The sequence below is a fragment of the Reichenbachiella agariperforans genome, assembly GCF_900142205.1.
GTDB classification, from domain to species: domain Bacteria; phylum Bacteroidota; class Bacteroidia; order Cytophagales; family Cyclobacteriaceae; genus Reichenbachiella; species Reichenbachiella agariperforans.
This window is the reverse complement of record NZ_FRAA01000006.1, coordinates 100,581-113,392: the sequence shown is the minus strand read 5'-3', so window position 1 is coordinate 113,392 and position 12,812 is coordinate 100,581. Positions and strand designations below refer to the sequence as shown.

Annotated in this window: 12 protein-coding genes; 10 read left to right on the top strand and 2 right to left on the bottom strand. The window is 44.0% G+C overall.

What is annotated here, in order from left to right:
• The first annotated feature begins 329 nt into the window (after window positions 1-329).
• The 3 genes from BUB99_RS15120 (at window position 330) to BUB99_RS20625 (ending at window position 2,594) form a co-directional block, all read left to right on the top strand.
• Window positions 330-1,037, top strand: a complete 708-nt coding sequence (locus tag BUB99_RS15120) for a Crp/Fnr family transcriptional regulator (protein ID WP_073123779.1) — start codon at window positions 330-332, stop codon at window positions 1,035-1,037.
• A 59-nt stretch (window positions 1,038-1,096) separates the two neighbouring features.
• On the top strand, window positions 1,097-1,498 hold the full coding sequence (locus BUB99_RS20630) for an MFS transporter (RefSeq protein ID WP_245816849.1): 402 nt from the start codon (window positions 1,097-1,099) through the stop codon (window positions 1,496-1,498).
• A gap of 277 nt (window positions 1,499-1,775) precedes the next feature.
• A complete protein-coding gene (locus BUB99_RS20625; RefSeq protein WP_245816848.1) occupies window positions 1,776-2,594 on the top strand; it encodes an MFS transporter in 819 nt (272 codons plus the stop codon).
• 49 nt (window positions 2,595-2,643) lie between these two features.
• On the opposite strand, the gene BUB99_RS15110 is transcribed toward BUB99_RS20625, so the two are convergent.
• Together BUB99_RS15110 and BUB99_RS15105 are read right to left on the bottom strand one after the other, a co-directional pair.
• Window positions 2,644-2,913: a hypothetical protein gene (locus BUB99_RS15110; protein WP_139281039.1), complete on the bottom strand. Its 270-nt coding sequence runs from the start codon at window positions 2,911-2,913 to the stop codon at window positions 2,644-2,646.
• A gap of 12 nt (window positions 2,914-2,925) precedes the next feature.
• Window positions 2,926-3,177, bottom strand: coding sequence for a methyl-accepting chemotaxis protein (locus BUB99_RS15105; RefSeq protein ID WP_073123776.1), 252 nt, complete (start codon window positions 3,175-3,177; stop codon window positions 2,926-2,928).
• A 305-nt stretch (window positions 3,178-3,482) separates the two neighbouring features.
• Here BUB99_RS15105 and BUB99_RS15100 point away from each other — a divergent pair, with 305 nt between their 5' ends.
• From BUB99_RS15100 to amt, 7 genes are all read left to right on the top strand, one after another.
• A complete protein-coding gene (locus BUB99_RS15100; RefSeq protein WP_073123774.1) occupies window positions 3,483-4,760 on the top strand; it encodes an alginate export family protein in 1,278 nt (425 codons plus the stop codon).
• Between the two features lie 20 nt (window positions 4,761-4,780).
• Window positions 4,781-6,172, top strand: coding sequence for a CmpA/NrtA family ABC transporter substrate-binding protein (locus tag BUB99_RS15095; protein WP_073123772.1), 1,392 nt, complete (start codon window positions 4,781-4,783; stop codon window positions 6,170-6,172).
• A gap of 131 nt (window positions 6,173-6,303) precedes the next feature.
• On the top strand, window positions 6,304-7,404 hold the full coding sequence (locus BUB99_RS15090) for an ABC transporter permease (RefSeq protein WP_073123769.1): 1,101 nt from the start codon (window positions 6,304-6,306) through the stop codon (window positions 7,402-7,404).
• A 93-nt stretch (window positions 7,405-7,497) separates the two neighbouring features.
• Window positions 7,498-8,382 (top strand): ABC transporter ATP-binding protein, encoded by an 885-nt coding sequence (locus tag BUB99_RS15085; protein WP_073123767.1) that lies wholly within the window; start codon window positions 7,498-7,500, stop codon window positions 8,380-8,382.
• Window positions 8,383-8,449: 67 nt separating this feature from the next.
• Window positions 8,450-9,277 carry an ABC transporter ATP-binding protein gene (locus BUB99_RS15080; protein ID WP_073123765.1) on the top strand — a complete coding sequence of 276 codons (828 nt, stop codon included), beginning with the start codon at window positions 8,450-8,452 and terminating at the stop codon, window positions 9,275-9,277.
• 6 nt (window positions 9,278-9,283) lie between these two features.
• Window positions 9,284-10,117, top strand: coding sequence for a type IV pili methyl-accepting chemotaxis transducer N-terminal domain-containing protein (locus BUB99_RS15075; RefSeq protein ID WP_073123763.1), 834 nt, complete (start codon window positions 9,284-9,286; stop codon window positions 10,115-10,117).
• Between the two features lie 295 nt (window positions 10,118-10,412).
• A complete protein-coding gene (gene amt / locus BUB99_RS15070) occupies window positions 10,413-12,701 on the top strand; it encodes an ammonium transporter (protein WP_073123761.1) in 2,289 nt (762 codons plus the stop codon).
• Window positions 12,702-12,812 lie beyond the last annotated feature (111 nt).

Sequence of the window (12,812 nt, the reverse complement as noted above, 5' to 3'; positions counted from 1 at the left end):
TTAAGCACGTCTATTCACAAAATTCTACGATTTTATTTAAAGTAGCAATACCACATAGTGCGTATTTTTGCTCTTCCACCCCTTTAGTATTAGTAGACCAAGCCGTAAATGTCACATCTCATAAAGTCAGTCTCTTATCTATCATTTTTCACGCATGAACGAATTTCTTAAAAAACGGCCTTTGCTTTAATCTATCACACTTTGCAGGATGTTTTCTGGGCTGAGACCTTGTAATTTCCTGCAATATATTCTACTCATTTGTTCGAGAGAGTTGCAGATGACTCAGTATTTATATTAATTTGTACGTAGTTATACGTAATTAAATAGTGATGAAGAACGAACCATGTAAAACGTGCCAAAACCTAGATTGTATTATTAAAAGGAATAGCTATGGAGAAGGGATAGAAGATTACCTTGCCCAAAAACATACTATACAGTGCAAAAAAGGACAGCAGTTTATCTTGGAAGGAGCTCCTGTACACGGGCTGTACTTTGTTTACAATGGCAAGGTAAAAGTAGCTAAAACAGGCTTTCAGGGGCGTGAGCAGATTGTTCGCTTCGCCAAAGACGGAGAAATCATCGGCCATAGAGGCTTTGGTATTGGTCAATCCTATCAGATCAATGCAGTAGCACTAGAGGACACGGTCCTTTGCAACTTTACCAATGACGTGCTACAGGACATGCTCCACAAGCTACCCAACCTGACCTACGACTTTATGATGTTCTATGCTGAAGAACTCAATCGAAGTGAAACTAAAGTCAGAAAATTTGCTCAAATGACTGTAAGGGAGAAAGTTATTGATGCATTCCTATATATATATAGAAAATTCGGGCAGAGCAACGACTACTTAAATATTCAGCTTTCTAGAAAAGAAATAGCAGATTTTGCAGGAACTACTGATGAACAAGTCATACGTGTAATCTCCAGCCTCAAAAAGGAGAACCTGCTAAGAGCAAGCGGTAAAAGGCTTGGCATCATAGACTTAGACCAGCTACGAAAAGAAATATCAGAACATAACTTCTTCTTGGATAGCTAAAACATGTTACATAAAGCTATTACGCATTTAATTTGCACGTAATAATACGTATATATTAAATGTCACAATTTCAATCCACTCAAGCGAACAAAACACTTTTTCTAAACACGCTGGCCTTTACTTTTTGTTTTGCCGCCTGGCTTCTCAATGGTATCTTGGTTACATTCCTTGTTGACAATCAACTATTCGACTGGACTGCAATACAAATCGGATGGTTAATAGGCATCCCAGTATTAACAGGCGCAATTTTCAGACTTCCTGCCGGCATACTCACAGATAAATTCGGTGGCAAACCCGTATTCACAACACTTCTACTCATTTGTGCCGTCCCATTATTCTCACTATCCTATGCTGACGATTTTTGGTCTTATGCACTATGCAGTTTAGGCTTTGGTCTCGCAGGTACTAGTTTCGCAATTGGTATTGCGTATAGCTCGGTTTGGTTTCCAAAAGAAAAGTAAGGAACCGCACTAGGCATATTCGGAGCAGGAAATGCAGGCGCAGCGGTCACTACGATGGTTGGCCTTAACATCCTAGACTACCTCACCGATGACAAAACTAACCTAGAAGGATGGAGAGTGATGCCCCAGCTATACGCTGCGGGTCTTATCATCATGGCAATCATATTTTTCCTCTCCACGACGAGGTAAGAAACCAAATACTGATCCCAAATCCGTCGGAGAACTGTTACGACCACTCAAAAGCATCCGTGTTTAGAGATTTGGCTTATACTACTTTTTGGTTTTCGGATGCTTTGTATCTTTTGCTGGCTGGCTAGTCCCCTATTATACCAATGTCTATGGCTTTGACCTGGCTATGGCTGGTTTTTTGGCTTCCTGTTTTAGTCTTCCTTCTGGTATTATTCGAGCCTTTGGCGGATGGCTTTCTGACAAATTCGGCGCACGTACGATCATGTATCGTGTACTCGGCGGGACACTTATACTCTCTCTAGCATTGCTACTTCCCAAAATGGATATCTACTCCACAGGGAAAGGTGTTCCTGCTAAAAAATCCGGCACCATCACAGCAGTATCCAGCCAGTCCATAGCCATAGATGGACAAACCTATGACCTAGAAAAAAAAACAAACAAACTAAAAGATGCCGAGAAAGAATTTCACTTTTGGCCTGTAAAAGAAACATGGCAGGAACCTATCGTACAAGTAGGCGATAAGATTGCCAAAAAAGAATTACTCGCCGAAGGAAAAACACACATCTACTTTCAGGCTAACGTTTGGATATTTGCCAGCCTAGCGATACTGCTAGGGTCTATCTGGGGAATAGGCAAAGCAGCGGTCTACAAGCACATCCCGGACTACTTCCCTGATGAGGTCGGGGTAGTCGGCGGTATGGTCGGGGTACTAGGTGGTCTCGGTGGGTTCTGCTGTCCCATCATCTTTGGCTATCTGCTAGAATGGACCGGACTCTGGTCGAGTTGTTGGATACTGATGCTCGCACTGTCAGCGATCTGCCTAATCTGGATGCACCGTGTGATTCAAAAGATGACCGACAAAGCAGTACCACAGTTGTCCACCGATTTTGACAGAACAAAAAACTAAATTTTACTTATTCAAATTCAAGGCCACTGGTAGAAGACTAGTGGCCTTTTTATTGTCCAGAAAACGCCTCGTAGTAGGACAATAATTTATTAATTTGATCAATCAGCTTATCCACCTGATTCGCCAACATTTCAGCAGAGCGATCGGACAAGCTAACCAACATGTCACGCCACAACGCATCCACTCGATCCAACACTGGCAAACATTGCGCTGAATTGATTCGCGAGTTTCTAATGACTTTAATGTTACCCTCAAAAGCAGTGATCGTTTCTCTGGTCATCTTTTCGTTCTCCATCAGTTGCGCATTGAGCAGTTTCATCAACAACATCCTCTAACGTCCCGCACAATTGATCAAGCCAGACATCTCTCCGATATCATGAACCAATCGATCCAGCTCCTCTAGTTTATCGATCGATCGTGCACTCATATTTTGTATCTCTCCTGCCAAAACCCTGAACGGAGCTCCTTCGGATCCTCCCAACCTACCTGCGTGAATCGCAGCATTGATAGCAACCATATTTGTCTGTCTAGAGAAGTCACTCATGCTCTTGATCACCGTACCTAAATGCTCTTTAATCGTCATATTTTATCTACGTATCACTACTTACTTATGCGAAATTCTAGAAAATACAGCCTCAAAAATCCAAATTCTACGTAATCTTCAGATTTTGAAGCGAAATGTAACCAGTTTGCTCTATTTGACGATTTTTCTTAAATAAATGATTTATAGCATGTCATTTCATGGATAAAAAATATTTTCTAGGCTGTCATATCCCATTTCCCAGCGAAAACTCTCAGTCTATGTTTGCTGCATAGCAAGTAAAAACAATACGTATTAATACTTAGTTCAGTTAAAATTTAGTCAAAACGAAAATTACCATAACCAATATGAAAAACGCATACCTCATCATCACAGCACTGGTCATCAGTTGCTTTTCTGCTAAGGCTCAATTCTCCCTTTCTGGAGAAGTCAACGTTAGAGGAGAATACAGAAATGGATTTAAACGACCCATCCTAGAATCGCAAGACCCGGCCTTCTTCATAGAACAAAGAACAAGACTATATGCCAACTACAAAATGGAAGATCTCGAAGTACAAGTCGACCTACAGGACGTTCGGATGTGGGGAGAGGACGGGATCGTAGACAAAGACTACAGCGGATCCTTTGGTATCTCTCAGGCCTGGGCACGCTACTACATGACCTCCAATCTATCCATGAAAATGGGACGCCAGATCATCTCCTACGACAACCAGCGAATGTTCGGAGGATTAGAGTGGGCCATGCAAGGGTTAAGACATGACGCACTCCTGTTCATGTACGAAGACACGCTTGGTCTCAAAATCCACGTAGGTGGAGCATTCAACCAAAACCCAACTACTGGAGGTGAACCTGTACGACTAACGGGGACTTATTACCCATCATTCACAGGCAATGGTCCCTACCACGCTACAGGTAACTACAAGCACATGGAGTATGCCTACCTCAATAAGAAATTCAGCGCAGCAAGTCTCTCGCTTTACCTCATCAACGACGCTCGTCAGTACGGACTGGAAGATTCTGTTGCCAACAGACAGTCATACGGACTAATGGGGATGAAAAAACTAGGTGGCCTCACCTTGAATGCAGAAGGATTCTATCAAGGCGGAAAAATGGGACTAAGCGACCTCAGTGCTTACATGTTCTCCCTATCTGGTACAGCCAAAACATCAATCACACCATTGACGATAGGCTATGACTATTTATCAGGGCAAGATACCAGTAGCGAAAAAGCAACAGCATTCGCTCCACTATTCGGCACCAACCACGCACTATACGGTTTTATGGACTACTTCTACGTAGGCAACGGCCACCTCGGCGGACTACAAGACATCTACTTAAAGACCAAATTCAAAGTTGGGAAAGGCGCACTACTCGGACACTTGCACTACTTCCTCACTGCTGCTGACGTGATGGACGGAGCAGGAGCGACTATAGATAAAGGACTCGGCACAGAAGTCGATCTCGTCTACGTTCGAAAACTTGGTGCATCAGGCACGCTCAAAGTTGGATACTCGCAAATGTTTGCCACCGACTCTATGGAAACCGTCAAAGGCATCACCTCTGAAACCGCTTCTATCAATAACTGGGCTTGGGTTCAACTCATTTTCAAACCAAAATTCATATAACATATCACAACTGACATACCATGAAAAATCTATACAACAACTTCTTCATTAGACTCAGTGCATTCGGGGCACTCATGTTCTTACTGAGTCAATGCGGAAGCAAAAAAACTGAACCGACTACTGAGCAATTCTCAGACGCTACCACACAAACTGTACAGCTGGACATAGAAAAGCCAGAACTCACCTTTGGTTTTATCAAACTCACTGACATGGCACCATTGGCCATCGCCAAAGAACTAGGCTATTTCGAAGATGAAGGACTATTCGTAACGATCGAGGCACAGTCCAACTGGAAAAATGTACTCGACAGAGTCATTGACGGGCAGTTAGATGGCTCACATATGCTAGCTGGTCAACCCATCGCAGCAGGCGCTGGATTTGGCCGTCAGGCAGAGTTAGTCACAGCATTTTCGATGGATCTCAACGGGAACGGCATCACAGTATCCAATGATGTCTGGTCCAAAATGAAAGCCAATGTCCCTGCCGATGCAGATGGAAAACCCATTCACCCGATCAAAGCGGATGCTCTGGCTCCCGTCATCGATGAATACAAAAAGGATGGGAAAGCCTTCAAAATGGGTATGGTATTCCCCGTATCGACGCACAATTATGAGATTCGCTACTGGTTGGCCGCTGCAGGTATCAAGCCCGGCTACTATACTGCCGACAACATTCAAGGACAGGTAGATGCAGACGTATTGCTATCGGTAACACCTCCACCGCAGATGCCAGCTACACTCGAGGCAGGCACCATCTACGGCTACTGTGTAGGCGAACCGTGGAACCAACAGGCAGTATTCAAAGGAATCGGCGTGCCTGTCACCACCAACCTAGACATCTGGAAAAACAACCCAGAAAAAGTGTTCGTGATGACCAAAGAGTTCACCGAAAAGTATCCGAATACTGCCATCGCTGTGACCAAAGCACTGATCAGAGCTGGCAAATGGCTCGACACACCAGGGAACAGACCCGAGGCTGTGGGTATCTTATCCATGCCTGAGTATGTCGGTGCTGACTCGGTCGTGATCGCCAACTCTATGACGGGCACGTTTGAATTCGAAAAAGGAGACAAACGCTCTATGCCTGATTTCAACGTCTTCTTTAGATACCACGCCACCTATCCATACTACTCTGACGGAACGTGGTTCTTGACACAAATGAGAAGATGGGGACAGATTCCAGAATCAAAACCTGCCAACTGGTACTCCGAAACGATCCAAGACATCTACAGGCCTGACATCTGGAATCAAGCCGCACAACTCCTCCTCAAGGAGGGCTACTTGACTGAAGAAGAAATCCCCGAAACAGATGGCTACAAACCTGCCACCACGGACTTCATCGATGGCATCAGCTATGACGGCAAAGACCCAATCGGTTATATCAATAGCTTCGAAATTGGCAACAAAGATTAAAGTTTGATTTAAAGGTTATTCGGACGGAAAGGAAACCGCATGGTTTTCTTTCCTCCCAATAATCCCTAGACACCCGCGACCTCCTTTGTCGCTATTCAACCCATTGCACACACATACTTAAATTTTACATCATGAAAGATAAGCTCATCAAAATAGTCCGATTCTGCGGCCTTGGATTCCTAGAGCCACTCATTCGCCTTATCAATGGCGAAGAACCGAAAAAAAACGCAACCAACTTTGTCAAAAAAGCCCTCTTCCCGGTGTTCTCTATTATTCTATTCATAGGGATATGGCACAGTGGAGCGAACTACCTATTCAACAAAGAAGCCACTAGAAAAATAGAAAAAGCCAGAGAAGATCAAGGCGAAGAAGCAGCCATCGCTATGCAAGCATGCATCAAGGCGGGCAGTGTCAGCTGCCAACCTAACACACTCCCGTCTCCTGCCCAAGTATGGGGCGCCTATCTCTCCCTTCTCGACGATCACAGAGCCATCTCGGCCAAAAAAGACGAGTTCGCTGCAAAAACACAAAAAATCAATGCCAAAAGAGCTGAAAAAGGTGAAGACCCTATTCAGTACACAGGCCGTCCTTCGTTTTTAGATCAAATCAAAACGAGTATCAAGACCGTATTTGCAGGCTTTCTACTTGCCGCCTTCATAGCGATTCCGATTGGTATCATCATCGGACTTAGCAGCACCCTACGCTCCTCCTTCAACTGGCTGATACAGATATTCAAACCTGTCTCTCCAGTGGTGTGGTTACTTTTAGTATTTATGATCATCAAAACACTGATCACAGATCCAGACCTTGACAAATCCTTTATGATCTCCTTTATCAGTGTGGGGCTATGTGCCATGTGGGCCACTTTGGTCAATACAAGTATGGGAGTCGCTACCGTAGACAAAGACTTTATGAACGTATCTAAAGTCCTACGTCTATCGGTAGGCAAAAACATTTTCAAAGTTATCTTACCTGCTTCTTTCCCCCTGATTTTCACAGGTCTTAGAATCACATTATCCGTAGCATGGATGGTACTGATCGCGATTGAACTACTCGCTCAGAGTCCTGGTCTTGGCTCCTTCGTTTGGGAAGAATTCCAAAATGGCGCCAATGACTCCAATGCCAAAATCATCGTAGCGATGTTCGTCATCGGCATCATCGGGTTTGCTCTGGATCGAATCATGCTTACCATCCAGAAGTTCATGTCCTTTGACAAATCTGAAGTCGCATAATTGGTTAATAATCAGCAAAAGGTAGTAGACATACACTACTACGACTGGATAGCACTCTTAACTATTTTCTTTTAACCATTAACTAAAACAGACATGGCATTCTTAGAACTAAACAACGTCAGTAAGTCCTATGGCACTGGCAAAGACAAAGTCGAAGTACTCAAAGACATCAACTTACACATAGAAGAGGGCGAGTTCGTAGCTATCGTCGGATTCACCGGCAGTGGAAAAACTACCCTCATCAACCTCGTCAATGGTCTCCTATTTCCTGATGAAGGAGAAGTCCTCCTAAATGGAAAACCCATACTCGGGCCTGGTCCAGATCGTGGAGTAGTATTCCAGAACTACTCTCTCCTCCCATGGCTCAGCGTCCGAGACAACGTCAAACTGGCCATCGATGAGGCTTACCCTAGCGCCAGCAGAGCCGAAAAGAAAGAACGCATCGAGAAGTATGTAGAGATGGTACACCTCTCCCATGCGATTGACAAAAAACCAGCCGAACTATCTGGAGGGATGAGACAGAGAGTCTCCGTCGCACGAGCACTAGCGATGAACCCAGACATGCTACTCATGGATGAGCCACTATCGGCTTTAGATGCCCTGACGCGTGGCACACTGCAGGAAGAAATCGTTAATATATGGAGTCAAGACCAAAAAACCTGTCTGCTCATCACCAACGATGTAGATGAAGGAATCGTCATGGCCGACCGCATCATTCCTCTAAAACCTGGCCCGAAAGCTACATTAGGACCCGAGTTCAAAGTGGATTTCGAAAGACCACGAGTCATTACTGAGATCAACAAAGATCCTGCTTACAAACATCTTCGAAACGAGGTGATCGAATACCTCATCAAAGTAGGAGCAAATCGAAAATCCACAACTCATGTCGATCTAGAACTCCCCGATCTGCAACCCATCATGCCCGGCAGACTACAGTGGGGCAAGAAGAAAGAGAAAGAAAAGGTCAAGTACTTTTAATAGCCGGATTCACTACACACATACAAAAATCGAATATCTGATACTATCAGACTAAACCTACGTACACATGGAAGTTTTAGAAAAAAACAAAATACAGCAAAAAGCGAATAGTCAAGGCAAAGACCTCCGACCAGACATGCTCGTCTGTCAGGACATCACCAAAATCTACCCTACGCCTAAGGGAGATTACACCGTACTCGCAGACCTTCAACTCACCGTCAAAAAAGGAGAATTCATATCCATCATCGGACACTCAGGCTGTGGAAAATCCACCCTACTATCTATGATCGCTGGGCTCAACGAGATCAGCGCTGGCAAAGTCCTCGTGGATCAAGAGGAAATTCGAGGGGCTGGACCTGACCGAGCGGTCGTTTTTCAGTCCCCGAGTCTATTCCCATGGCTGACTGCACTACAAAATGTACTTATAGGTGTGAAACAAGTTTTTCCTCATGCGAGCAAAAAACAAAAATTAGATATTTGTAAATACTACCTAGACAAAGTAGGGCTCGGCAATGACCTGAATAAAAGAGCAATAGAACTGTCTCAGGGAATGCAACAACGAGTCGGTATAGCACGAGCATTTGCACTTAAACCCAAAGTTTTGTTACTTGACGAACCTTTTGGAATGCTGGATTCTCTCACGAGAGGCGAGCTACAAGATGTCCTGCTAGAAGTATGGCAAAAAGAACAAATCACCGCACTCATGGTCACACATGATGTGGATGAATCCATATTTTTGGCAGACCGTGTCATCATGATGACCAGTGGCCCCTATGCCAAGATCGGAGATGAGCTGAGAATCCCATTCGAAAGACCTAGAGATCGCGTGCATGTATTAGAGCACGATGACTACTATGACTACAGGAGCTATTTGATGAACTTTTTAAACCATTAATCGATTATGAAAAAACTATCCGTGCAGTATTTGCTCTTTTTGGGTGTACTAACTGTCGCGATCGTTGCGAGCCAAATACTAATTCAAAAAGCCATCGCTGACAGCAAAACCGATTCTCGAATTATCAATATATCGGGAAGGCAGCGAATGCTCAGTCAAAAAATCACCAAAGCAGCGCTCAAATTACAAAGTTGCAAAACACGGGAAGACTTCTATGCGGTCAAATTAGAACTGACCACTGCTGCAGATCTATGGGCTGAGTCTCATGATGCCTTACAGCATGGCAATGCGAATATAGATGTCTCAGAAATGAATGCTTCTCCGATACTTATCAGTTTGTTTTCAAATATTCAACCATACTATGACTCCATCATCGGAGCGGTAGGAAATATTAGGACACTAGGGTTTTCTAGTAGTATTAGAGGTTCTGAAAAAGATACCCTAGTGAAAAGCATCAAAACAATCTCGGACAATGAAGCAAACTTTCTGCAGCTAATGAATGACATCACCTTTGAACATGACAGGCTGGCTCATCAAAAAGTAGAAGAGCTTTCCACCTCTGAATACTACTTACTGGCTGTAGCACTGGTATTAATCATGCTGGAAGCATTCTTTATTTTTCGGCCTATGTTTAAGTCTGCCAAGAAAAAGGAATCAGAAATTTCGGATCTGCATGAATATGTTCAACAGTCCATTTCCTACTTAGGTAAAAGTCAGGAAGGCGAAACCCTCATCAATGAAGCCAATGAAACCATCAAAAAGCTCAAAAGTGAAAACAGTAGACTGAAAACAAAAGTCAAAAAGCTCAAAAAAGCACAGACCATTACCAACGAAGAGTAGTCTAGCCACTGACAATTAAGTATGTGTAACAGCCGCTCCTTTGCCCAGCAGAGAGCGGCTGTGTGCGTTTACCTCCTATATGTGTAGTAAAAACAGGAACTCACGTGCCAAGAGGCATTTTAATGAGTCAAAGAATAAACTATCATTGGATTTTCGAGAAAATAATGTTTTCATCAGCTACGAGCTTTTCCTAACCATCTCCACCTAAGCGGCTGTATCGCATTTCTTCACGAAAAAACCCAAAGCAGCATTAGCCTAAAAATGAGTTCTATTAACGCTATATCAACTCATTTTTATGCATCCAAACTCTAATTTGGCCCTTTTGGGTCTAGTCTCCACTCCTCCCGAAGGCGCAGGTTTCGTACGTCTCAACATCGATGACCTCTGGGTCTTAGTAGCCGCCGCACTCGTATTTTTCATGCAGGCAGGTTTCAAAGTTCTAGAAACTGGTATGGTCAAAAAAGAACATCGATCCAGCATTGGGGCTAAAAACCTACTGGATTGGGTGGCAGGTAGTATCGCCTTTTTCTTAGTTGGATTTGCTTTTATGTTTGGGGATAGTATTGATGGGTTTCTCGGGCTAGACTACTTCTTTGGTCAGGGTCTCGACTCTGGGAAAATCCTCATCTTCTTCCTCTTTCAACTTGCCTTTGCAGGGACGGCACTGACTATCGTTTCTGGTGCCATGTCTGGTCGTACAGGCGTGGTGGCTTACTTCATCGTGTCTCTAATTACCGCTACACTTATATATCCAGTATTTGGGCACTGGGCCTGGGGCAACCTCTGGAATCCCGACAATCAACCTTGGCTAGCATCCATGGGATTTATGGATTTTGCAGGGTCGACAGTGGTACACTCCACTGGGGCTTGGGTAGCTGTAATGGGCATCTACATGGTAGGGCCTCGGCTTGGACGCTATGACGCCTATGGTCGCATCCAACCGACCAAAGCATCAGACTATGCCTACAGCATATTGGGTGTAATGATCCTATGGCTCGGCTGGTGGGGGTTCAATGGTGGTAGCACGCTCGCCTTCAACGAAGATGTCGTCAAAATCATCCTCAACACCAACCTAGCTGGTGCAGCAGCTTGTTTCACGGGCTTCTTCCACGCCTATTTGTTTCAAAACAAGAAAGACGTAATCGAAAAAATCGCAGGGGGCAGTTTGACTGGGCTGGTCGCCATTACCGCTTGCTGTAATGTCGTCACGCCAATTTCCAGTTTGATGATAGGTGCATTAGCAGGCGTTATTCACAATATCTTCTATGTAGTAATTAGCGAAAAATGGAAACTAGATGACCCTGTAGGTGCCATTGCAGTACATGGAATCGGTGGCGTATTCGGTACGATGAGTGTCGCACTATTTGGTCAGGAAGAACTCCTCATGCACTCCCGCTGGATGCAGCTCGGGATTCAGTTTATGGGAGTAGCCACCTGCTTTCTATTCACCACGGCCGTTTCTTATGTCATGTTCACCGTGATCAAAAAAACCATCGGTCTCCGGGTGTCTCCTATCGAAGAGAAAAAAGGTTCATTCGTAGGCAACTATGATCTCGAAGTAGGCATCAATGAAGTAGATGATCAGACCGTATCTCAGGTTTCCATCCGTATCAGTGATAAAGGCTACAACATCTACAGCGTCATAGAATATCTATCGATCAGTCAAGAGCGACGCAAAAAAATGGTCGCAGAGGACCGCATCAAATACATGGACGAATCGGGGGGTATCATCCCACCACTAGTGGCCGTTCGCCAGTTAGGTATGATGCTCGATAGCATGAAAGATGAAGCCACAGCCGAAAGGGATGAGCTACGCAACAAACAAACAGAATATGATAGTTCGCTCCAGCATGTCAGCTCCTTACAAAGCGCCATGCTCGAAGATGAATCTGGACTCAAAGACCTCTTTGGTGAAGCATTTTTGATCTTTAAACCGCGCAAAAAAGTAAGCGGAGACTTTTACTGGTTCAAACAAATCTCTGAATACAAAATATTGATCGTCTCCAACTGTACAGGCATGGGTGTTTCTGGTGGGTTTCTAGGTATGCTAGGTATATCACTCATCAAGGAAATCTTCAGCAACAACAAACTGCTCTACCCAGATAAGGTTCTCAAGTTGCTAGACAAAAAGTTTGATCATGCACTTCGTACTCGAACACTCAGTGCCAAACTAAAAGATGCCATGGATGTCTCTATCATTATCGTGGACGAACTGAAACAAAAGATCTATTTCTCTGGTGCCAACAATGGTCTGCTGCACTTTACTGCCTCAGGTCTATCCGAATACCAAGGAAGCAAATGGCCCGTCGGACAAACTCCCGATGACGACAAGGCAATATTTACCCGAGAAGTGATCTCTTATCTGCCTGGTGAGTCCATCTATCTATATACCAATGGCTACTACAATCAAGTCAATGAAAGTGGCAATAGTCTAGGAATCGATAGCTTCAAAGCTCAGCTAAAACAAGCCCATAAAATGGATATCGATACCCAGCAAAACATACTGCTCGATGATCTACATGAATGGCAAGGAGCCGCCGAACAAACAGACGATGTTTTGGTAGTAGGCTTAAAATTAAGATAAATACGTACTAATACGTATTAAAATAAAAAAACAGCTATACGTACTTTAAAAGCTGATATAACATAAATAACTGTGTTATATCAGCTTTTATCATGTAAATAAACCTTTTCT

Excerpts from the sequence above, each read along its gene's own strand:
- amt (WP_073123761.1), top strand. The coding sequence starts at position 10,413 with ATGCATCCAAACTCTAATTTGGCCCTTTTGGGTCTAGTCTCCACTCCT.
- BUB99_RS20630 (WP_245816849.1), top strand. The coding sequence starts at position 1,097 with ATGTCACAATTTCAATCCACTCAAGCGAACAAAACACTTTTTCTAAAC.
- BUB99_RS15105 (WP_073123776.1), bottom strand. The coding sequence starts at position 3,177 with ATGACGATTAAAGAGCATTTAGGTACGGTGATCAAGAGCATGAGTGAC.
- BUB99_RS15095 (WP_073123772.1), top strand. The coding sequence starts at position 4,781 with ATGAAAAATCTATACAACAACTTCTTCATTAGACTCAGTGCATTCGGG.
- BUB99_RS15080 (WP_073123765.1), top strand. The coding sequence starts at position 8,450 with ATGGAAGTTTTAGAAAAAAACAAAATACAGCAAAAAGCGAATAGTCAA.
- BUB99_RS15120 (WP_073123779.1), top strand. The coding sequence starts at position 330 with ATGAAGAACGAACCATGTAAAACGTGCCAAAACCTAGATTGTATTATT.
- BUB99_RS15075 (WP_073123763.1), top strand. The coding sequence starts at position 9,284 with ATGAAAAAACTATCCGTGCAGTATTTGCTCTTTTTGGGTGTACTAACT.
- BUB99_RS15090 (WP_073123769.1), top strand. The coding sequence starts at position 6,304 with ATGAAAGATAAGCTCATCAAAATAGTCCGATTCTGCGGCCTTGGATTC.
- BUB99_RS15100 (WP_073123774.1), top strand. The coding sequence starts at position 3,483 with ATGAAAAACGCATACCTCATCATCACAGCACTGGTCATCAGTTGCTTT.
- BUB99_RS15110 (WP_139281039.1), bottom strand. The coding sequence starts at position 2,913 with ATGAAACTGCTCAATGCGCAACTGATGGAGAACGAAAAGATGACCAGA.
- BUB99_RS15085 (WP_073123767.1), top strand. The coding sequence starts at position 7,498 with ATGGCATTCTTAGAACTAAACAACGTCAGTAAGTCCTATGGCACTGGC.